Raw genomic sequence first — 18,106 nt, 5'->3', positions numbered from 1 at the left:
TCAATATTATATTGAAAGGGAAGAAGGGAGGGGCTAAAACTTTAGCCCCGTCTTCTTCTCTATATCCTTTAGGATATGTATTGCAACGTCTTTGACTGGATGGGTTATGGTAACCTTCCCCTTTATAGTCGGGTGTTTATATTGGTAGTGATCGCCAACGGTGTGTACTTTGTACCATCCGTTTGCTTTCAGTATCGCCAACACCTCTCTTGAAGAATAACTCTTCATCCTCTCTCTCACCTCCTATTAATATTATAACGCGCATTGATGCGCATTGCAAATTAATGTACGCAGAAATAATGCTACAAATTTGTAAACGAACAAAGGAAAATAGAGTTAAACACATTGGTCAAAAAACCAGTATTCTTCATATATAAGAACAGAATTAAACCTATTTTAACCTTTCCCCAAGCTCAGTTGGTTAGAGCGGTCGGCTCATAACCGATTGGTCACAGGTTCGAGTCCTGTAGGGCCCACTTCACTAAACCCCTTGCCTAGCAAGGGGTTTTTGCTATGTTGTGGTTTTTTTTGAATCCAGAAAAGACCTGACAATGGCTGTGCACCTATCCGAGTTTGCCTTAATAAGATGTTGTGAAGTTGCATAATTTTAGGGAGGCAGACAACGGATGAAGAAGAAACGGCCTACAATAAAGAAGATAAGAACAGGCTCAACTCAGGCACAGAGACACTTACATGAATTTGAAGGGAGCACTAAACTGGCTGAAGAAGGTGCAGATCGGCACAATCACCGGTTCGCAGGTGTTACAGGACAGGCGATTCGGGCAGGAGCAAGTCATGTCCACGAGATTGATTTGGAAAGAACTGATTTCTTGAATCATTTTCATAATTTGAAGAAGATTAGAACAGGGCCAGCTATTTCAGTAGGTAACGGCAAACACGTCCATTTTGTTACGGGTCAAACTACTTTAAATGATGGTCACGTACACAAGTTCAATTTCGCAACATTGATTCAAGCGCCACTCGTATAAATCGGATTAATATGGAATTATGTAGTTTAAATGGATCAGGAGAGGCTCTAAAAGCTTATCCTTTTTTGGTTTACGGCTGCCGGACAAACTTCCTCCGTTGCTAGCGAGACTGGATTGTGAGATTATAGGGAAGTATAAATTTGAGATGGAATAGAGGCAGGCGGAAAATGCTTAAAACGATCTTTAAAAATTATCCTTTGTGGTTCATGATTATTTGGGGTTGTGTAATGATTGGGTTTGTTGTGTTGTTTATAACGGGCATCAACCTGTCGCTAATGATGGCAGGGCTCATGATCCTATATATTGCTAACACAATTCGTGCCTGGAAAAATGAACGGATTATGGGCGTTATTTCTTTGGTGCTGGTTGTTGTGTTTGCAGCAGCAACATACGTAACATTCATGGCAGATAAATAAACCAGACCGGCTGAATGCACAATAACACATTTCCATTTCACCCAAGCAGTGAAGGGCATTCTGCATATTCTATGCTGTACTCACTTTTGAAGGAGGAATGGGAAATGGGTTCATGTGGATGCGGAGAAAATGTAGGTCCTGTTGGCGGTATTGGCACATCGACTGCGGCAATTCTGGTATTGTTTATTTTGCTCGTCATTATTACCAAATCATTCTGGCTGTAACTTCGGCTTATCCAGTTTCTTAAGTTACACACAAAAAAACGCAGCGGCTACCAAGAGTGTTGTTTCTGCTCAGGCTTCCGCTGCTTTATTGTTTACCGGTTTATCCCCCGGATCTCTCATAGGGCAGGTTCAAGGTATCGAAACTGTAGGTTACCTGCTGGAACTTCTTTTTTTTGAACTCCTGATTGAACAGCCGGTCTACATACAGCAGGCCTTCTTCATAATGAATTGTAAAATGCCAGCCCATTGGCGGAAAGTGCTGTGCCCATCCTTCAAGACACCCATTTTATAAATGCTAAGGATCTTAATTCATAGACCATATTTCCCCATTGGATGAAGTCCAGGTTCTATCACCGATAGTAATACTCCATGAGTAGCTTGCAGATTTCTGATCCAAAGAGGCCTTCCAGGATAAACCGTTCCATTGTCCCTCAGGTCTATCCATGATGGGGGTCCAATGACGTCCATTGTCTTGCGTTGCATAGAAGAGTAGAGAGGTTTCAGTCTGGCCTTCCTCGTTCAGCAGCCCGATCTCATTCAGTAGGACGATTCCATAATTTGTAGAGGTGAAAAATATAGGAGAGGAAGGGTTAAACTGAACGGAAGCGTATTTTGAAGGTACTTCAAGCTGCTCTTTGGCCCAGTGAATTCCGCCATCGGTTGTCTTATATAGTCCAATATCGCCTTGTCGTGGAGAATGGATCGTAATCCAGCCGGTGTCCTTCGTCTTAAACTTGAGGTCTCCAATGGGGCCGCTTGGCAAAGTGCCGCTCAAGGAATCGCTCAGCTTATGCCAGGATATGCCTCTGTCATTGCTCATATAGATACGGTTGTCTGCCTGATACATTCCTGAACCTGCTGAAGTTGCCTTCCAGCTGTACCCGGCTTCCAAAGAATATTGGAATGTACGGATGTTATTATCTTCATCTATGTTACCGGCTTGCGGGCTGTATGCGAACATAAGCTGGATTACGGACATAAGAACCCAGAGTGTTTTCATGGAAATCCCCTCCTCCTCCCATAGTAAAGGAATAAATTGGGAGATAGGTTACAGAGAGATGAAAGAAAGGTTAATTTCCTTTTATGAAACTTTTTAGATTTGGAAGCGTTTTATTGAGTATATACAAAAAAAGGAGATGGAGAATATGTCTGAGCAAAAGAAAATTCAGGAGCTTGAGCGCCGGATAGCTACGCTGGAGAATCAAGGCGGGCATCCACCCGGCCATGACTCCGGAAAAATATTGCGCAGGGTAATATGGGGGATTCTGATCGTGTTTTTCCTGCTGACGGCAATAGGCGTAATGCAGTTTGTGAGCTCAGGCTAGCCAGATTGTTCATTCGCTCTTCTCATGAACGAGCAGTGTAGTGCAGACAAGCGCTATCAGGATGAAGAAGAATACATGCTGCAGCAGAAAGACGGTAGTGCCGGAAAAGATTCAGTTCATCTTCAGCGGGATTTCATTAGGGCTTAAGCTAACGGGATTATAGTAAACACATACCCCCCTTATTAATAGATATGGACCCTGCCGGACGCCGGCGGGGTCACTTTTTTGTCCATGGGTCCCCCTAATCTTCTTCCTTCGGTTCTTGCAGCAGAATGGAGAAGGTCTGGGTTTCATGATCGACCTCAATGGTCTCAATGCCAACAAAATCCGGGATATCAGGATGCACGGCATCCACGCTGTAATCCGGATGGGTCATTAATAACTGGATGACTTGAATGGCGTCCATTTCGCTCCCCCTTACGGGTAAATTCACCCTATACATAAGGTCTCTGCATTTCATTATGCATAGGCTATTATCCCCGCAGTGTTTACCGAATATGTCGGTGGATTAAATTTCTGTCTTCGTTCCTTTCCATCACAGCCATCAATTGCCCTTGGAACACTCGTCTCTGAATCTGGTCAATCCGCTGCATGGCTAGCTCAGCAGGAACCTGAAAGGTTGAAGCGATATATTGGACGGCATCTTCACGGAGTTCAGGCAACGTTCTGGCGGAAATCATGGAGTAGGGCATCGCCGCATAAAGGATAAAACGCTCGGATTCATCCTCCTGTGCCTGTGTGAACTGTTCGGGCATCAGCGTGTGGTTACCGGCATGGCGAAGCAAATGGCAGAGCTCATGGAGGAACTCGAGACGCTGCAGCTCGGGTGGAAGGCTGCTGTCAATAAACATGCTGTACATGCCTGCAGAGGCTTCAATGCTCTTGCTTCTTACATCCAGATAATGAATCCAGATATTCAGCCGCTCCGATATGTACTCAATGGAGATTTGCGACGGCTGTTGCACGTTCAACCGCTGATATAAATCTTCAGTCCATTTCTCCAGGGCGGTCATTTGATAGTAGGATTGCATGGGAATCACCTCGATATAGGATCGTATGTTCGTATTAATGGCCAAAAGAAAAGCCCAAAGGGCTCAAGGGTAACCGGAACTCATGTTCTTATGTATGTAAGCATAAATCAATCAAACTACAATATCAAGTGTTTTTCCCAAGTTGGGGTGTGGGCTCTGCTGGAGCATTTGGACCAGATTCTGGCTTTGGATCTCAGTCGTTTTTGTGGCAATATTCATGACTTGCAGCCCTGCAGCCTGGTGTAGGGACGCCTGACTCATCGCCATTGATAATGCAGCAATGTCCATGTTGCACCTCCTGAAAGTTTTGTGAGCAATGCTTCCTGAAAGTTCTTCGTACAAAACTCACATCGAAAGCATACGCTAAGTTTTTTGAAGCTTCACAGCTTTGAATTTACATACTGTATATCGACAATGATGGGCCGATACTTTAGGTGAATGACATTTCTTTGCCGTTTGGCCCATACGGTAGATCAGCCTTTGACATATTCTGTGCTGTATTCAATATTCACGAGGAGGAATTTAAATAATGGGTGTAGATTATGGTTGCGGTTGCGGTACTAACGTTGGTGGAGTAAACCAAGGTCCTCCGGCAGTTATGCCGGTAGTAAGTCCATGGACATCGACAACCTCCATTCTGGTTCTCTTTATTCTTCTGGTAATTATTACAAAAGCCTGTATATTCTAAATCAGACTCAATCGAATGCTGCCCCGTCAGGCATATGCCAGATGGGGCTATTTCTTTTTTTTACGGGCTGTGGGTCCTATCTGACGTTTGATTCTTCCCGTGGTTTCGTCGACTTCAATGATATAGAGTTCTTTTACCGTGCCTGCAAGTGCAAACCATTCCTTGAAGGCTTCTTCCTCAGGCATGGGCCCGTAAAGCCTTTTTCCCCGATAACAAATATAGAACACCTTGGCTCTCCGCGCGTGGAATATTATCCCACTTTATATTACGCCTAATTGACGGAAGATTGCATAAAGAACATTTGTTCGCATATAATACATACAAATATTCCTGGGCTTTCTAAAGGAGGCGGTTTACATGAGTGTAAAAGAAATGGAGAAGCTGATCGGGCAGGTTATTGAGATTATATATGAGGACAAGTCGGGAAACATCACCCAGCGCAGAGTTGAGGTTCATGGGATTAAAGGTGGGCTGCTCCGGGCCACCTGCCTGACCACGGGCGGTCCAAGAGTATTCCGGACTGCTAACATCCTTGCCTGGCGCCAGGCAAAGGCCCGTTATGCTGGATGATACAGCGCGCAAGCTGCTGAGGATCATGTACCATTTCAGCAACCACTTCCGGAGGATGCCAACACTGCCTGAGCTTGCAAGGCTCAGCGGGCGGACACCGGCGGGAATCTATTCCGGATTTCGCGAGCTGGTGCTGGAGGGTCATATCCAATGGCAGCCGCCACAGCCTATAGAATTAGCGGTTATTTTGGTCGCTTGGGAAACTCCCGAGCCTGGGACGCATACTTCGATCAGCGGCCACTGGAACGACTGAGGCAATCTGCGTAGCGCTATGTACACAAAGAAACGGATACCTTCCGGGAGGACGGTATCCGTTTCTTTGTTATTTGAACATGAATTCTACCTTTGTTCCGTCGGCAAAATCCTCCAGCTGGTTGCCTACCCAGCTTCCTGCCCCGCGGTTATCGCTTGGCGTTATGTATTCAATGTCGGCTCCGGCGCCGCCTTCGTCACACATGGCCATCGGCCATTCATCACGGTCGTAGCCTTTTTTGGTCGGCACCCCTTTTAAGGATTCCTTGCGGTTCGCTTCGGCTTCCCCCCGGTTGATGGTGCAGATCGCCGATTCCCCGCTGCTGATTGCCTCCTGGATATGTCCGGCTGTCTCCGGGTAACGATCTGCCGGGAATTCGAGCTGGACTACCTCGGAGTCTTCCGAAGAAGGCGTCGTGACGTTCTGGCCATTATCTTCAAACCAGTAAGCCGCCAGGACCAACAGTGCAATGATGATAAGACTGGGGATGAATTTCTTCTTTTTCACATCTGCTCCTCCTAAAAGTTTTGTGAGCCTAGCTTCATGGATTCGGTTCGTACAAAACTGGCATCGGAAGCATAGGCTTAATTAGTATAGCGTAAGTTCAGTGTCCTTTAGTATACTAAGTTAGGAAAATAAAGGGGGGGACAGAGAGATGGGAAAAGAGATTTCAATTGAAGACCAGACGCTTATCGCCTCTGCGGTGGAGATTATCAAGAAACGGTATGAGTGGGAGCGGCATCATGTCAGTGCGGCCCTGCGCACCAAGACGGGAGAGATCTTCACGGCGGTTCACCTCGAGGCCAGCCTCTCCCGGGTTACTGTGTGCGCGGAAGCGATGGTGATCGGCAAGGCAATTTCCGAGGGGTACAAGGAGTTCGATACCATCGTTGCGGTGAGGCACCCGGACCCGGACAGCGAGGACAGAGAGATCAAGGTTGTCTCACCTTGCGGCATGTGCCGGGAGCTGATCGCTGACTATGGCAAGGATTGCAAGGTCATTCTAATCGAGGATGACAATTTGACCAAGGTCGACATTATTGATTTGCTGCCTTTGCGGTATGCAAGGTAAGAGGCAGCCGTCCCGGCATTATACATACGTCAAGAGTCGATGAGATCGGCAGGCCATGCATGGGGATATTAACCCAGGTTGGAGACACAAACCAAGAGCCTTCGGGCTCCTTTTTGCTGGCAGATGCAGCATGCGGCTATATGGTGAAATGAGAAGTAAAAGTGCATTTGAATTCGCCGCATGCGGGCTATATGGTGCAATGAGAGGTAAATATACAATTGAATTCGCCGCATGCGGGCTATATGGTGCAATGAGAGGTAAATATACAATTGAATCCGCTGTATGTGGTCAATTTGGTGAAATGAGAGGTAAAAGTGCATTTGACTGCACCACATCATACTTTATTTCGTCCTGATCTTTCCGCATAAATGGCTTCGTCCCTGGAAAAGGAGAGCGGAGCCGTTTCTTTGCGGGAACCGATAATTTTGTCCGTTTGTTGTCCATCCGCCGCCACTTTGTCCCAAACCTTGTCATAACATGGAATAAAACCAAGGGAGGGTGAACAAGGATGGAACAGCGTATACTCCAGGATAAGCTCGATTCGGCTTCAAGGCTGGTGAATGATGCCCAGTGGCAGGCAGCATTCAGCAGTCTGCTTAGAACTCCGGCGGACACCGAACTGGCGCTTCCGGCCTTGAAGGTGCTGAATACGTTATATTCGCTGCAAGGCACAGCAATCCTCAGCGGGCAGCATGATTATCTGGAGAGTCCGGATGAATTCAGCAACAAGCTGAAGAATACCTGCGGACAATATGCCGCGCTCCACGGCTATGAGCTGGGTGCGATCAACAATCAGACAGAGACAGTTATAGGGAGTCAGCGTCAGGCGGTGGTGGACAGTGCGGTGCGCTGGCATAAGGCGGGCGGAATTGTGACGATGAGCTACCATGCCCATTTACCGGGTACGGCTCCGGCCTGGTCCAATGTCTCCGTGAGCCTTAGCGAAGTTGATTTTGCCAAATACCTCACTCCCGGTACCGCTCAATACAATGCGTTAATGAAGGATCTGGACAAGACGGCCCTTTCTTTAAAAAAACTGAGGGATGCCGGTGTGCCTGTGTTGTGGAGACCGTACCATGAGATGAACGGCGGATGGTTCTGGTGGGGGCAAAAACGCCGCTTTACCGAGCTTTGGAACCTTATGTTCGAACGGTATACGGTTTATCATAAGCTGCATAATCTGCTCTGGGTGTGGAGCCCGAATGCCAAAAATCAGTGGTGTGACGAGCCTGCGGGGTATTATCCCGGTGCGGGAAGAGTGGATGTGCTGGCGCTGGATATTTATGAGGGTGATTTCAAAAAGAGTCACCACGACACCCTTTGGGATCTGGGGCGGGGCAAGCTGATAGCCATTGGGGAGAACGGGTAGCTGCCGTCCCCGGCCCTGCTGGCAGGTTCACAGAATAAATGGTCGTACCAGATGACCTGGGGCAAATTGCTGTACGAGAATAACAGCGATGCGGTCATTAAGGCTTTTATGAAGGACAGCTTTGTACTCACGCGGTCAGAGTATACGGTCAAGGCTGCGGAACCAGTCTCAGCGCCTCCGGCAACTTCGTTGACAGGACTTCGGGGAGAGTATTACAATAATGCGTCACTTAGCGGCACTCCGGTGCTGGTCCGCACCGATACCAATATTAATTTTATCTGGAAGCAGGGTGCTCCCGATCCGGCGGTTCCGGCCAATTTATTCTCAGTGCGCTGGAGCGGCAGGCTGAAGGCGGGCTACAGCGAGGATTATACGATTTACACTTCCTCGGACGACGGCATCCGGGTGTGGATTGACGGAGTGCTGGTGATTGACAGCTGGATGAAGCAAAGCGGGCAGGAGCGCAAGGGCAGCATCGGGCTGATTGCCGGCAAGCTGCATGAACTGAAGGTGGAGTATTACGAGAACCAGGGCGATGCGAAGGCGGTGTTAATGTGGGAAAGCTCCAGCCAGCCTAAAATCGTTATTCCGGCCGGAGCGTTGTATCTTCCGTAACGGGCTGCCGCAACAACTTAGATTTGCTCGCGGTAGCTGATGTTGTTGGCAATTTTTTCGTTGCGGACAGCGCCTCGCAGCACATCCTTCACAGACTGCACCTTGCGGATTTTCCGGAACAAAAGCTGTGGTGTTGAAGGGTCATCGGAGAAGACAGTAAGCGTTCCGATTCCAAGCAGACGGTCCGGAATGGACTGGGCTACCGAGAAATCATTTACCCGCAGCAGTTCAATTTCTTCGAGATCTTTGCCGATAAGTCCGGTTTTGACCATAATCCGCTGACTGGTGATCGTGTAGGTAGTTGTGTTAAGGCCTATGAGGCCTTTGAGGCGGTCGGAAATGCCGGCGGGTTTACCCTCCCACAATTCGACTTCCGGACCTGAGCCGGAGCTGGTCATTCCTTTAGCTGACGTTTGGTGCGGTGCCGCTGGAACCGTTCCATCGACAGGCGCTCCGCATTTTCCGCAAAATTTGGCACCTTGCTTGTTTTCTGCACCACAGGCTGTGCAATAAGCCATAAGGGATCTTCCTCTCTTATTCCGGATGAAATGATTATAGTATACCATTAGATTTCCGGTCACGGCCGGAGATCTTTTTACCCATGAATACGCTTAATTTTAGGAAAATGTTTCATTCGGGCGCATTTTACAATATTTTCATTTGCACTTTGCAAAAGCCGCCATTATTCTGTTAAGTGGAGGGATTCAAAAATGAGAAAAGCTTTACTGACAGGATTACTTATGGTGGTGGTTATCCTCAGCGCCTGCAGCAATAATAGTTCAGCCCCCGCATCAGAGGAAGAAGCGCAGGAGACCGTACAAAACTTCTACGACAAGATGTCAAAATTCGATGAAAAGGGCAAGTCTTCCCTGGATAATTTCAACACTACTTTAACCTCTTATTCGACAGGAAAAGCCTCGGACAAAGAGCTGGAGAAAGCGGTTGATCAATTCCAGGATGCGACATCGGAAATTGCCGATGAGGTGGGGGATGTGAAGATTTCCAAAAACCTGCCCGAAGAGGTTCGAAAACTACTGAGTGAATCAATGATCGCTTTTAAAAGCGCGTACTCCATTAAAGAGCAAGCCTCGAAAAGCGCCGTTTCTCCCGACGTTACGGCCGATGAGTTCAATGCGATGAACCAGCAGGCGGATGTGGCGATGCTGTATGGCATTTCCAAGCTGAACGAAGCAAGGGCTGCCGTAGGGCTGATCGAAGACGGGATCGGCACAGAAGCTGCGGGGACTGCGGATGCGGAGTCTGGTACAGCAGTGGGCAGTACGGACGTAAAGCTGGCTCCGACGACAGAGAATAGCACAAATTCCGGGTCATCGACCATTACCGGCGGCAAATAAGGAATAACCACAATTAAAGTTGAGGTCTGTAGTTACACAAAATGGTAAAAGGCGCTTCACAGCTGCAGGCTGTGTGCGCCTTTTTGTTTGTTATTTGGAACGGAGCAGCCGTTTTTTCCATTTATAATATATAGAATTATACACCTATTTTGTGGAAAACAGGCACTTCCCTCTGTCATTTATTTCTGGTTGATTAATAAGCGGAACTGCAGATATAATACAAACATACGTTCGTGTTATATAAAGCATAAGTAATGCATTAACCATCGGGAAGGGGAATGGCAATGACACTCGGCAAGAAGCTGAAAGGCAATGGCCTGTGGGAGAGCAGCCGGATGATGCTGCCGGAGCATAAGAGCCGGATTATAAGAGATGAACGGGAAACGTTGCGCACGATTAAGCCGATTCTGGATGAACAGAAGCTGGAAGAGATCGAGTGTACGCTGGCTCTGTCGCTGCGGGCGCATGTCCGTGTGACGGTTGTTCTGTTTGATCCTTTTGAGCGCAAGCTGCTGAGCGGCTTTGTGACCTCCATTCACACCCACTCGCGCGAATTCAAGCTGCAGTGGGCGGAGGAATGGAAATGGGTCAACGTGGACGATATTTTGGAGGTATACATCGTTTGATGATCGGTTGCCGGAATGCATGCGGATTATATTTTTTTGTAGGAGAAGACCATCATCAAGACCTCTATCTTTTGAATGATGCCCATATACCACATCAATATGTAGAGGACATTGAACAGATTAGGGGGAACAACAACGGTGAGGCTGGCGGATGCAACGGCAAACGTAATTCCCACAATGAGCGAAAGTATCCCGGCATACTGAGCGTTTACGAATAAATTGAACAAGGAAATGGAAGGATCATTTGGACGGGACAGCGCAAAGTACTGCCTGAACTGGCTGAATACATTCTTAACGATAAACTGCAGACCGGTAACATCGAAGTACGGATTGATCTCTGTTTTGTTCGCACCGGCGAATACGATCGAGAGATAGGCGTAGGACAGGATAAACAACAGCAGATTGCCGGGATTTCTGCGCAGCGGGGGGAGTAGCTCCATGCAAACCGTCACGCTGGATAATACATAGATAAAGGGTAAAATCAGCAGTACAAAAGGCATTATATAGGAAAGAGGCTCAATCGCATAGCTTTCCCCCCTGCTGAGCTGCATGATCAGAGCCATGACTTCAACGGCCAGGGCAACCAGCCCAAGGTAGAGGGAATTTGCCAAACGTTTGGATTCCGTATATTAATGCACATTTAAGGGAGAGGTAGTATAGTACATCTTCAGTTGCAGCGTCGCATCTCTTCCGATGGAGTTTCGGATCAGGAAGATACCCCCGAATAGCAGCAGACAGTTAAAAAACAACACCACCAGCAGACCCATCCATACGGAGTTATAGGTCCCTCTGTAGTGCCCGTCAAGGAGACTGTTTTTAATAACAGTGGTTAGGCTGCCGGTAGTATCACTCGCCAGAAAGTAATAATAAGTACAGCACGCAAACACTACGATTGTCCACAGAAAGCTTGCTCATCGTATGCGTTCCTTCACCAGGACCAGAGATACAGACAAGAGATTTAAGGCAGAGGCGGTTCTTGTCATGCTGGTGATTCTCCTTTGATCTCATCCTGGTGGATGAGATAGAGGTAGACATCCTCAAGGGTGGGATAGACCGGCTCGGCCCGGGCGCTTGGCGGAGTTGACGAAAGGACACGGACCTCAATTCCGTCGCTAGATCTATTGCTGCTACTGCATATGTATTGTCTTGAAGGGTAGCAAGCCCGCTGTAATCCACGTTCATCTTCCATACCAGGCCTTCTACAGGTTCTGTTAATTGGTTCACGGCTCCAGCCGCCAGAATTCTGCCTTGCTTCATGATAATAATGCTTCCAGCCAGTGCTTCAATATCGGACACAATATGAGTGGAGTAGATCACGGTTGCGTCTTGCGCGGCCTTGGTAATGAGATTCTTCAAATTTACCCGTTCGTCGGGATCGAGTCCCACCGAGGGTTCATCCAGCAGCAGAAACTTGGGATTATTAAGCAAAGCCTGGGCAATGCCGATCTGCTGCCTCATTCCGCCGGAGTAGCTGGCGATATACTGATCACCGACCTCATTCAAGTTAAGCGCACTTAAAAGCTCTTGTATTCTGCCCGCTGCAACATACATCAGGAATTCTCGACCTGACAAGGCCGGGAACAGTCCAAAGGATTGCGGCAAATAGCCGATCCTGCTTTTATACTTGTTCTGAATCGTGTTGATATCCACACCGTTGCAGTAGACAGTTCCGCTTGTCGGCTTTTGGCCATGGTCAGAATATTCATCAAGGTGGACTTGCCTGCTCCGTTTGGTCCCAGCAGACCGTAAACCCCTTCGTGAAATTCCAAATGTACTGGATACAGTGCATGGCAGTTATTCCGGTATACTTGTTCTACATTATGTATAGTGATGTTCACATTTGCCCCCCAAACCCAGTTCAAGTTTTCAAAATACAAAAGGCACTCCTCGTGGAAGTGCCCTGTAAGGTCATGGCAATAATCTACATGTGAATAGTTTCACAAATAAATTTTACCATGTGAATCTATTATTTTTCACATCTGATATGAACTGCTTGTCCCGGTATTTCATTTCAATTTACGCCGGTTGCCTCCGTCTTCTCATAAGCGATCAGGGTAACGGCCTTGTTGCCTGTAATTTGGGCAATTGCCGCTTCGGCCTGGCGGATCACCTCCACGGCATCTTCCTGATCGGCAAGTACAGCCACCTTGTAGCTATCGCTGTGAATCTCCATTGTGTTATCCCACCCTTCATTGTTATTTTAGCCTTTTCCTGCGGAAATCATCCACCGGGAGCTTGATCAAGACAGGTATACAAGCAATGCAGCATGAGAAGGCATTTACTATACCAGGGGGTGATTATATGCTGACATTGGATCAGGTTAAGAGTAAATCTGCCGGATCGCTGGGCAAACTTCATCCCGTGCTGCAAGCTGCTGCGGATGAGTTGATACAGCGGAGCTATGCCAAGGGTGTACCCATCATCATTACTCAGGGGATGCGCACAATTGCAGAGCAGAATGCGCTTTATGCGCAGGGCAGAACCAAGAAGGGACCGATTGTTACGAATGCCCGGGGAGGCAGCAGTTATCATAATTACGGATTGGCCATTGATTTTGCGCTGCTGCTGCCGGATGGCAGCAACGTGTCCTGGGATATGAACCGGGACGGAGACAGCGATAAGGTCGCAGATTGGCAGGAAGTGGCTGAGGTAGCTAAACAGCTGGGGTTTGAATGGGGCGGCGATTGGACTTCCTTTAAAGACTATCCCCATCTGCAGATGACCTTCGGACTTACAACCGCTCAGCTACTGGCCGGAAAGCGTCCGACCGAACAACAGGTGCAAGAGGCTTTGGCTAAGATCAGCGCAAACGAACCGGCAGAGGAACAAGGGATCACCATCATGCTGAATGGGCGTAAGCTCACAACCGGGCTAGTAGAAAACGGGACAACGTATGCACCTGTGCGGGCAGTTGCGGAAGCGCTTGGCGCCAAGGTAACTTATGATGCCGCAAGCAAGACGGTCAACCTCGTTAAGGAATAACTTGTATGAATAGATGCCGCACCTTGTGGGGAAATTATCAGCGACAAACCATGAAGGGGGCATAACAACTTGAAGAAGCTGATCACAAGCCTTGCATGCGGTACAGTATTATCGATGAGTTTGCTTGGAGCCGGTAACGCAGCGAATGCTGCGGGTACAGGCGGAATGGGCACGGCAGTTCCTGATACGGGAATGAACGGACTGAAGACAGAGAACAGAACAGAGAATAGAACAGGCAACACCATGGGTAACATGGGGACCAGAACCGGAGCCCCTATGCTTAACCAGGAAGACAATACCCTGATGAACCGGACTACAGGAACGACACACAGAAACGATTCGATCATGAACGATAAGATCCGTACAGGAACAAACGACACCTTGACACAATATCCGGATACCTCGCGTGGCACCAGATACCGGGCGACCAGCACCACTACAGCTGCCACAACCAACGGCAGAGGCTCCAACTGGGGCTGGCTCGGACTCCTGGGACTCCTGGGGCTGGCCGGTATGCGCAGCAGAAGCGGTGAACGCGATCGCCACTAGCACCCGTACGCTTGATCTTGACCCGTCCCGGCTCCGGCCGGGATGTTTTTTTGCAAATAATTTTTTTGGATTTTGATTGCGTGTTTGCGGGATACGTGATATTATATTTCTTGTCGCGTTACAACGCACATTTCATGCCGGGGTGGCGGAACAGGCAGACGCACAGGACTTAAAATCCTGCGGTACGTGAGTACCGTACGGGTTCGACCCCCGTCCTCGGCATCAATAGCAACAGTAAAAGGCGCATTCAAGTGAATGCGCCTTTTCTTTGCACGTAAGTTAGAAAAAGGATAATGTAATTAGAGAATCGAATTAAGAATGTGTTGAAATCTGTAGTTCATTAAAAAGATAAAGAGCATCTTTAAATCCCTGCAAATAGATGGAGCGCTCAAGAATGGCTTGAAGCGACAACTGAGTGTCCTCATACAGGAATGCAGCTTTCTGCTGTTCCTCGGGCAGAGCATTCCTAAGTTGCTGAAAGCACTGATCGCTTTCCAGTAAAAGCACTTTATAGCTAGAATCGGTGTCCAACAGTTCACGGTACATCGCTTCAACCCGTATACGAATCAATGGATCAGTTAAAGCTTCTAAAGATTCAAACAAACAGGACACCTCCAGGTTTTTAACTCCATAAGGTCATTATATAACCTTATGGAGTTAATTGTAAAGCTAAATTTTAACTCTATAAGGTCAATTGTTGTCTGCAATTATCATACATAATAGTTGGAGGGGAACATTTTGTTGAAAAGCAATTTAAGAGTTCTAATGGCTAAACATCGCATAGACGACATCACCGAATTAATGGAGAAATCGGGTTTAAGTCGAAATTCAATCAATAAGCTGTACAAAGAAACGCAACTGGAGACTATTAAGTTGGAGACGCTATTCAAACTTTGTGATACGTTTCAATGCAAGCTGTCAGAATTAATTGAGTATGTGCCAGAAGAATAGATGGTTATTAAAGGAGCACTCGGGAGAGTGCTTTTATTATGGCTTTAGCCAGTTGAGCACGCGAAGCGTGGGAAACAAAAAACCACCTGCTATGCGGGTGGTGTAGTCCAGGCTTATTGCCCAAAAGGGTTTAGTTTTAAAACCTTCGTTTCAGCACGACTGGGAAGATGAAAATTTTTGCCATAAAGGCCGAGGGCGTTTGTGCTCATGAACGTTTACACGGCTGTACACAAACGGAATAATAGAACAGGAAAAGAAGGCTATAGACCTAGACCAAGATCACTCGACCAAGGGGAGAGCAAGCGCCTTTAGGCGCAGTCAGTATCAAAGGCTTATAGCCGCAGAGCAAACCACCCGTTTGACGGGTGGTGGAGTCTGTAAAATATATTGTGTAAACTCTCAAACCCATTAAAATGGAAGTAAGAGAAAGGTTGGGGAGAACACATGGGACTTTGGTCAAAACAGCAACTTCGGGAATTCATAAAGGAGAACAATCTGGTCACCGCTCAAGATGCACAGAATGCCTTGAAAGACCTGTTTGCAGAGACGATACAGGAGATGCTGGAAGCCGAAATGGATACTCACTTAGGCTATGGAAAGCATGAAGTAAAGGCCAAACTCACTCCAAATAGTCGCAATGGAAAGAGCCGCAAAACGGTCGTCAGTGAGTACGGTGAACAGGAAATCGCTATCCCTAGGGACCGTCTGGGTGAGTTTGAGCCACTTGTCGTCAAGAAGCATCAGTCGAACGTAACGGGCATCGAAGAACAAATCATTGCCCTGTATGCCAAAGGCGTCAGTACAAGAGAAATCCAGGATCATCTAGGACAGATGTATGGCATTGAAGTCTCTCCTACGCTCATTTCCAATGTCACGAACAAGATTGTTCCTCTCATTAAAGAATGGCAGAACCGGCCTCTGCAGGGCGTCTATGCGGTCGTCTATCTGGACGCCATCCACTTTAAAGTCAAACAAGACGGGGCCATTATCAACAAGGCCGCCTACATGGTCATTGGCATTGATTTGGACGGAAACAAAGATGTGCTGGGCATGTGGATCGGGGAGAACGAGTCCTCCAAGTTCTGGCTGAGCGTGCTCAATGAGCTGAAAAATCGCGGGGTGGGGGACATTCTCATTATCTGCGTGGACAACCTGTCCGGGTTCTCTCAAGCGATTGCAGCCTGCTACCCCCAAACTGAAATCCAGAAGTGTATTATTCACCAGATCCGCAGTTCCACACGGTACGTGTCGTACAAGGACATTAAGAAGGTGACCGCCGACTTAAAGCCTATATACAAGGCCGCTACTGAGGAAGGCGCCTTGCTTGAACTCGACCGTTTTGAGGAAGTCTGGGGCGCTAAATATCCTCTTATTATCCGTTCCTGGCGGACAAATTGGGACGAACTTGCTACCTTTTTCAAGTACCCGCCTGAGATCCGCAAACTCATCTACACCACCAATATGATCGAGAGTTACCACCGCCAGCTACGCAAAGTAACGAAAGGAAAAAGCATCTTTCCTACGGATGAGGCATTGCTGAAGATGCTCTATTTAGCTACCGTTGACGTCACTCGGAAATGGACGGGACGTGTACAAAACTGGGGGCAAATGCTGCTCCAGTTGTCCGTCTTCTTTCCTGATCGGGTCGGTCAACACTTGCGTTAGATTCGCGACTTCCCCCTCGGGGGAATCTATGCTTAAAAGAGTTTACACAAAATTATTGACAGACCCGGATGGTGCTGATTCAACTAACACCAGTTTAAGTGCAACTCTCTACAAACTATCGATCTTACTCTTCTTCGTCTAGAAAAACAAAACCACCGTCAAGAAGCTCCTGTAAATACTCATCAAAGCTCTTCGCGATCACTTCATATTGGTCAGGGTCGTGCAAAAAGCGAACTATTTGACCGCATACACCTTCATCAGAAGGGTTAAAATCAATATAAAGTCTTGATGTTCCACCATTGTTCATACAGTCTGAAAAATGAATATACCTCCCTGGAAGAAGTCCCTCTGGATTTATCTTAGGGTCAACGGCATCCTCGTCATCTTGGTATTCTGAGAGATAGGAGATGTCTTCTTCTTCTTTTGAACTTTCGAGCATCTGTTGGGTAGACAGTAAATAATATGGATATTTGCCTTCTTCAACATCTGAGCCAAGAATACAAACCGCAATTTCTTTTTCTCCATATTTCCTCCAATATGTACCATCAATATTTTCAAGTAAGGAGATTAGTGATTCTGGACAATTTGGATATTCTGACCTTAATGTATCAATATCTTCTTTTGTAGCACCGCACGATGTATTTAGTGCCTCAAGTTCATCTGTTGATAATGCTGCTCTCAAGCCATTTAAAAATTTGTTTACCAAATCCATTATTTTGTCCTCCCAATAATAAAATATAAAGCAAATGTAAATAGACAAAGCCAATGCACTTATTGGTAGGATAAATCCCCCCCTACAATATGTCCGTACATATTAAAATCAGTTTATCATTTTCTCTCTAATTTTTGTGGAAAGTGAAAGATCCTTCTAGAGCTAACTTAGCTTCCATAGTGAATTACATCAGTTTAAATTTCTAATATCAATTACAGTTGTGAAGTTTGCTTTTTTACAGGCGTTCAATAACATTTCATTCGTATTTTCTTTTAGAGGGAAATTTTTTATTTAATTCTAAAAAACAATGCCAAATCAAATAACCGTTTAGGTATTTTGTTGCTACACCATTAAATCGTTCCATCCATTCTTTTATAGTGAAAAAGATGCTCATAGCTTTTTTGGTAGCGCAGCATCTGCTTGACAGCTTTGCCGATCTGTTCATCAATGGAAACCATTGGGCTTTTGCATTCGATTACTACAAGTGGAAGACCATTAACAAACACAAACTTATCCAGATAGATATACTCTTCGTAATCGGTGTATTGATTGCCATCATAAGCACAGTTATTAAAAAACCGCGATGCTCTTTTGCAAAAGAGTATCGCGGATTTTTATTTTCTCCTTTATTTTTTAGGCTCAAAGCCGTAATCAGTGCTTGACGAAGTGACCGAAGGATGAAAATGGAAAAACATCTGTTACTCCTGTATTGTT

Annotated in this window: 27 protein-coding genes, 2 tRNA genes and 2 pseudogenes; 16 read left to right on the top strand and 15 right to left on the bottom strand. The window is 46.8% G+C overall.

Annotated elements, in window-relative coordinates; translation table 11 throughout:
- Window positions 1-33: 33 nt before the first annotated feature.
- A complete protein-coding gene (locus tag NSS79_RS25515; RefSeq protein WP_340896986.1) occupies window positions 34-228 on the bottom strand; it encodes a type II toxin-antitoxin system HicA family toxin in 195 nt (64 codons plus the stop codon).
- Between the two features lie 182 nt (window positions 229-410).
- On the opposite strand from NSS79_RS25515, the gene NSS79_RS25510 reads away from it, so the two are divergent.
- From NSS79_RS25510 to NSS79_RS25500, 3 genes are all read left to right on the top strand, one after another.
- A tRNA-Met gene (locus tag NSS79_RS25510) sits at window positions 411-476 on the top strand.
- Window positions 477-626: 150 nt separating this feature from the next.
- Window positions 627-989 (top strand): YmaF family protein, encoded by a 363-nt coding sequence (locus NSS79_RS25505; protein WP_342436663.1) that lies wholly within the window; start codon window positions 627-629, stop codon window positions 987-989.
- A 167-nt stretch (window positions 990-1,156) separates the two neighbouring features.
- Window positions 1,157-1,405 (top strand): hypothetical protein, encoded by a 249-nt coding sequence (locus NSS79_RS25500; RefSeq protein WP_038595321.1) that lies wholly within the window; start codon window positions 1,157-1,159, stop codon window positions 1,403-1,405.
- Between the two features lie 324 nt (window positions 1,406-1,729).
- On the opposite strand, the gene NSS79_RS25495 is transcribed toward NSS79_RS25500, so the two are convergent.
- Both NSS79_RS25495 and NSS79_RS25490 read right to left on the bottom strand, forming a co-directional pair.
- On the bottom strand, window positions 1,730-1,876 hold the full coding sequence (locus tag NSS79_RS25495; protein WP_342436662.1) for a hypothetical protein: 147 nt from the start codon (window positions 1,874-1,876) through the stop codon (window positions 1,730-1,732).
- Between the two features lie 57 nt (window positions 1,877-1,933).
- Window positions 1,934-2,629, bottom strand: coding sequence for a hypothetical protein (locus NSS79_RS25490; RefSeq protein ID WP_342436661.1), 696 nt, complete (start codon window positions 2,627-2,629; stop codon window positions 1,934-1,936).
- A gap of 145 nt (window positions 2,630-2,774) precedes the next feature.
- Between NSS79_RS25490 and NSS79_RS25485 the strand changes: the two genes are divergently transcribed.
- Entirely contained in the window at window positions 2,775-2,954 is a 180-nt protein-coding gene (locus NSS79_RS25485; protein WP_342436660.1) for a hypothetical protein, read from the top strand.
- Between the two features lie 241 nt (window positions 2,955-3,195).
- On the opposite strand, the gene NSS79_RS25480 is transcribed toward NSS79_RS25485, so the two are convergent.
- From NSS79_RS25480 to NSS79_RS25470, 3 genes are all read right to left on the bottom strand, one after another.
- Window positions 3,196-3,360, bottom strand: a complete 165-nt coding sequence (locus NSS79_RS25480; protein ID WP_156130946.1) for a hypothetical protein — start codon at window positions 3,358-3,360, stop codon at window positions 3,196-3,198.
- Between the two features lie 82 nt (window positions 3,361-3,442).
- The gene (locus NSS79_RS25475) at window positions 3,443-3,985 is read right to left on the bottom strand and encodes an ImmA/IrrE family metallo-endopeptidase (RefSeq protein WP_342436659.1); all 543 of its coding nucleotides are present in this window, start codon (window positions 3,983-3,985) and stop codon (window positions 3,443-3,445) included.
- Between the two features lie 111 nt (window positions 3,986-4,096).
- On the bottom strand, window positions 4,097-4,273 hold the full coding sequence (locus NSS79_RS25470; protein WP_076109072.1) for a YjfB family protein: 177 nt from the start codon (window positions 4,271-4,273) through the stop codon (window positions 4,097-4,099).
- Between the two features lie 757 nt (window positions 4,274-5,030).
- Between NSS79_RS25470 and NSS79_RS25465 the strand changes: the two genes are divergently transcribed.
- Window positions 5,031-5,243, top strand: a complete 213-nt coding sequence (locus NSS79_RS25465) for a hypothetical protein (protein ID WP_342436658.1) — start codon at window positions 5,031-5,033, stop codon at window positions 5,241-5,243.
- Entirely contained in the window at window positions 5,233-5,496 is a 264-nt protein-coding gene (locus NSS79_RS25460) for a hypothetical protein (RefSeq protein WP_342436657.1), read from the top strand. Before NSS79_RS25465 ends, NSS79_RS25460 begins: the two co-directional genes overlap by 11 nt.
- 69 nt (window positions 5,497-5,565) lie before the next feature.
- On the opposite strand, the gene NSS79_RS25455 is transcribed toward NSS79_RS25460, so the two are convergent.
- On the bottom strand, window positions 5,566-6,003 hold the full coding sequence (locus NSS79_RS25455; RefSeq protein WP_340896999.1) for a NucA/NucB deoxyribonuclease domain-containing protein: 438 nt from the start codon (window positions 6,001-6,003) through the stop codon (window positions 5,566-5,568).
- Window positions 6,004-6,151: 148 nt separating this feature from the next.
- On the opposite strand from NSS79_RS25455, the gene NSS79_RS25450 reads away from it, so the two are divergent.
- The 3 genes from NSS79_RS25450 (at window position 6,152) to NSS79_RS25440 (ending at window position 8,552) form a co-directional block, all read left to right on the top strand.
- Complete coding sequence (locus NSS79_RS25450; protein WP_038595311.1) at window positions 6,152-6,568, top strand: cytidine deaminase; 417 nt, start codon at window positions 6,152-6,154, stop codon at window positions 6,566-6,568.
- A 508-nt stretch (window positions 6,569-7,076) separates the two neighbouring features.
- On the top strand, window positions 7,077-7,937 hold the full coding sequence (locus NSS79_RS25445; protein WP_342436656.1) for a glycosyl hydrolase: 861 nt from the start codon (window positions 7,077-7,079) through the stop codon (window positions 7,935-7,937).
- A 51-nt stretch (window positions 7,938-7,988) separates the two neighbouring features.
- Complete coding sequence (locus NSS79_RS25440) at window positions 7,989-8,552, top strand: PA14 domain-containing protein (protein ID WP_342436655.1); 564 nt, start codon at window positions 7,989-7,991, stop codon at window positions 8,550-8,552.
- A gap of 17 nt (window positions 8,553-8,569) precedes the next feature.
- Here NSS79_RS25440 and NSS79_RS25435 read toward each other — a convergent pair whose 3' ends face one another.
- A complete protein-coding gene (locus NSS79_RS25435) occupies window positions 8,570-9,070 on the bottom strand; it encodes a PH domain-containing protein (protein WP_342436654.1) in 501 nt (166 codons plus the stop codon).
- A 192-nt stretch (window positions 9,071-9,262) separates the two neighbouring features.
- Between NSS79_RS25435 and NSS79_RS25430 the strand changes: the two genes are divergently transcribed.
- Entirely contained in the window at window positions 9,263-9,907 is a 645-nt protein-coding gene (locus tag NSS79_RS25430; protein ID WP_342436653.1) for a hypothetical protein, read from the top strand.
- A 284-nt stretch (window positions 9,908-10,191) separates the two neighbouring features.
- The gene (locus NSS79_RS25425) at window positions 10,192-10,533 is read left to right on the top strand and encodes a YolD-like family protein (protein WP_038595306.1); all 342 of its coding nucleotides are present in this window, start codon (window positions 10,192-10,194) and stop codon (window positions 10,531-10,533) included.
- A 26-nt stretch (window positions 10,534-10,559) separates the two neighbouring features.
- Here the strand turns inward: NSS79_RS25425 and NSS79_RS25420 are convergent, their stop codons facing one another.
- The 3 genes and pseudogenes from NSS79_RS25420 to NSS79_RS25410 all read right to left on the bottom strand — a co-directional run bounded on the left by NSS79_RS25420 (window position 10,560) and on the right by NSS79_RS25410 (window position 12,706).
- Window positions 10,560-11,144, bottom strand: coding sequence for a hypothetical protein (locus NSS79_RS25420; protein ID WP_342436652.1), 585 nt, complete (start codon window positions 11,142-11,144; stop codon window positions 10,560-10,562).
- Window positions 11,145-11,379: 235 nt separating this feature from the next.
- Window positions 11,380-12,371, bottom strand: a pseudogene (locus NSS79_RS25415) (ATP-binding cassette domain-containing protein).
- A gap of 173 nt (window positions 12,372-12,544) precedes the next feature.
- Window positions 12,545-12,706 carry a hypothetical protein gene (locus tag NSS79_RS25410; RefSeq protein WP_179091674.1) on the bottom strand — a complete coding sequence of 54 codons (162 nt, stop codon included), beginning with the start codon at window positions 12,704-12,706 and terminating at the stop codon, window positions 12,545-12,547.
- Window positions 12,707-12,834: 128 nt separating this feature from the next.
- Here NSS79_RS25410 and NSS79_RS25405 point away from each other — a divergent pair, with 128 nt between their 5' ends.
- The 3 genes from NSS79_RS25405 (at window position 12,835) to NSS79_RS25395 (ending at window position 14,286) form a co-directional block, all read left to right on the top strand.
- Entirely contained in the window at window positions 12,835-13,515 is a 681-nt protein-coding gene (locus NSS79_RS25405; RefSeq protein WP_342436651.1) for a M15 family metallopeptidase, read from the top strand.
- Window positions 13,516-13,584: 69 nt separating this feature from the next.
- Window positions 13,585-14,064: a WGxxGxxG family protein gene (locus NSS79_RS25400; RefSeq protein ID WP_342436650.1), complete on the top strand. Its 480-nt coding sequence runs from the start codon at window positions 13,585-13,587 to the stop codon at window positions 14,062-14,064.
- 136 nt (window positions 14,065-14,200) lie between these two features.
- Window positions 14,201-14,286 (top strand) — tRNA-Leu (locus tag NSS79_RS25395).
- Between the two features lie 90 nt (window positions 14,287-14,376).
- Here the strand turns inward: NSS79_RS25395 and NSS79_RS25390 are convergent.
- Window positions 14,377-14,667 carry a hypothetical protein gene (locus NSS79_RS25390; RefSeq protein WP_342436649.1) on the bottom strand — a complete coding sequence of 97 codons (291 nt, stop codon included), beginning with the start codon at window positions 14,665-14,667 and terminating at the stop codon, window positions 14,377-14,379.
- A 135-nt stretch (window positions 14,668-14,802) separates the two neighbouring features.
- On the opposite strand from NSS79_RS25390, the gene NSS79_RS25385 reads away from it, so the two are divergent.
- Entirely contained in the window at window positions 14,803-15,015 is a 213-nt protein-coding gene (locus NSS79_RS25385; protein ID WP_342436648.1) for a helix-turn-helix transcriptional regulator, read from the top strand.
- 444 nt (window positions 15,016-15,459) lie between these two features.
- Window positions 15,460-16,680 carry an IS256 family transposase gene (locus NSS79_RS25380; protein WP_342436647.1) on the top strand — a complete coding sequence of 407 codons (1,221 nt, stop codon included), beginning with the start codon at window positions 15,460-15,462 and terminating at the stop codon, window positions 16,678-16,680.
- A 124-nt stretch (window positions 16,681-16,804) separates the two neighbouring features.
- On the opposite strand, the gene NSS79_RS25375 is transcribed toward NSS79_RS25380, so the two are convergent.
- The 3 genes and pseudogenes from NSS79_RS25375 to NSS79_RS25365 form a co-directional block, all read right to left on the bottom strand.
- Window positions 16,805-17,392 carry an SMI1/KNR4 family protein gene (locus tag NSS79_RS25375; RefSeq protein WP_342436646.1) on the bottom strand — a complete coding sequence of 196 codons (588 nt, stop codon included), beginning with the start codon at window positions 17,390-17,392 and terminating at the stop codon, window positions 16,805-16,807.
- Between the two features lie 189 nt (window positions 17,393-17,581).
- A pseudogene (locus NSS79_RS25370) lies at window positions 17,582-17,768 on the bottom strand (IS1595 family transposase); the annotation flags it as partial.
- Window positions 17,743-17,898, bottom strand: coding sequence for a type I restriction endonuclease (locus NSS79_RS25365; RefSeq protein ID WP_342436645.1), 156 nt, complete (start codon window positions 17,896-17,898; stop codon window positions 17,743-17,745). The gene NSS79_RS25365 and the pseudogene NSS79_RS25370, both read right to left, overlap by 26 nt.
- Window positions 17,899-18,106: the final 208 nt, after the last annotated feature.

Source organism: Paenibacillus sp. FSL L8-0436, assembly GCF_038593025.1.
GTDB lineage: Bacteria > Bacillota > Bacilli > Paenibacillales > Paenibacillaceae > Paenibacillus_AQ.
This window is presented reverse-complemented; position numbering and strand designations above follow the sequence as displayed.

What these genes read in the sequence shown, in the direction of transcription:
- NSS79_RS25515 (WP_340896986.1), bottom strand. Translation starts at nt 228, where the DNA reads ATGAAGAGTTATTCTTCAAGAGAGGTGTTGGCGATACTGAAAGCAAAC.
- NSS79_RS25505 (WP_342436663.1), top strand. Translation starts at nt 627, where the DNA reads ATGAAGAAGAAACGGCCTACAATAAAGAAGATAAGAACAGGCTCAACT.
- NSS79_RS25500 (WP_038595321.1), top strand. Translation starts at nt 1,157, where the DNA reads ATGCTTAAAACGATCTTTAAAAATTATCCTTTGTGGTTCATGATTATT.
- NSS79_RS25495 (WP_342436662.1), bottom strand. Translation starts at nt 1,876, where the DNA reads ATGGGCTGGCATTTTACAATTCATTATGAAGAAGGCCTGCTGTATGTA.
- NSS79_RS25490 (WP_342436661.1), bottom strand. Translation starts at nt 2,629, where the DNA reads ATGAAAACACTCTGGGTTCTTATGTCCGTAATCCAGCTTATGTTCGCA.
- NSS79_RS25485 (WP_342436660.1), top strand. Translation starts at nt 2,775, where the DNA reads ATGTCTGAGCAAAAGAAAATTCAGGAGCTTGAGCGCCGGATAGCTACG.
- NSS79_RS25480 (WP_156130946.1), bottom strand. Translation starts at nt 3,360, where the DNA reads ATGGACGCCATTCAAGTCATCCAGTTATTAATGACCCATCCGGATTAC.
- NSS79_RS25475 (WP_342436659.1), bottom strand. Translation starts at nt 3,985, where the DNA reads ATGCAATCCTACTATCAAATGACCGCCCTGGAGAAATGGACTGAAGAT.
- NSS79_RS25470 (WP_076109072.1), bottom strand. Translation starts at nt 4,273, where the DNA reads ATGGACATTGCTGCATTATCAATGGCGATGAGTCAGGCGTCCCTACAC.
- NSS79_RS25465 (WP_342436658.1), top strand. Translation starts at nt 5,031, where the DNA reads ATGAGTGTAAAAGAAATGGAGAAGCTGATCGGGCAGGTTATTGAGATT.
- NSS79_RS25460 (WP_342436657.1), top strand. Translation starts at nt 5,233, where the DNA reads ATGCTGGATGATACAGCGCGCAAGCTGCTGAGGATCATGTACCATTTC.
- NSS79_RS25450 (WP_038595311.1), top strand. Translation starts at nt 6,152, where the DNA reads ATGGGAAAAGAGATTTCAATTGAAGACCAGACGCTTATCGCCTCTGCG.
- NSS79_RS25445 (WP_342436656.1), top strand. Translation starts at nt 7,077, where the DNA reads ATGGAACAGCGTATACTCCAGGATAAGCTCGATTCGGCTTCAAGGCTG.
- NSS79_RS25440 (WP_342436655.1), top strand. Translation starts at nt 7,989, where the DNA reads ATGACCTGGGGCAAATTGCTGTACGAGAATAACAGCGATGCGGTCATT.
- NSS79_RS25435 (WP_342436654.1), bottom strand. Translation starts at nt 9,070, where the DNA reads ATGGCTTATTGCACAGCCTGTGGTGCAGAAAACAAGCAAGGTGCCAAA.
- NSS79_RS25430 (WP_342436653.1), top strand. Translation starts at nt 9,263, where the DNA reads ATGAGAAAAGCTTTACTGACAGGATTACTTATGGTGGTGGTTATCCTC.
- NSS79_RS25425 (WP_038595306.1), top strand. Translation starts at nt 10,192, where the DNA reads ATGACACTCGGCAAGAAGCTGAAAGGCAATGGCCTGTGGGAGAGCAGC.
- NSS79_RS25410 (WP_179091674.1), bottom strand. Translation starts at nt 12,706, where the DNA reads ATGGAGATTCACAGCGATAGCTACAAGGTGGCTGTACTTGCCGATCAG.
- NSS79_RS25405 (WP_342436651.1), top strand. Translation starts at nt 12,835, where the DNA reads ATGCTGACATTGGATCAGGTTAAGAGTAAATCTGCCGGATCGCTGGGC.
- NSS79_RS25380 (WP_342436647.1), top strand. Translation starts at nt 15,460, where the DNA reads ATGGGACTTTGGTCAAAACAGCAACTTCGGGAATTCATAAAGGAGAAC.
- NSS79_RS25375 (WP_342436646.1), bottom strand. Translation starts at nt 17,392, where the DNA reads ATGGATTTGGTAAACAAATTTTTAAATGGCTTGAGAGCAGCATTATCA.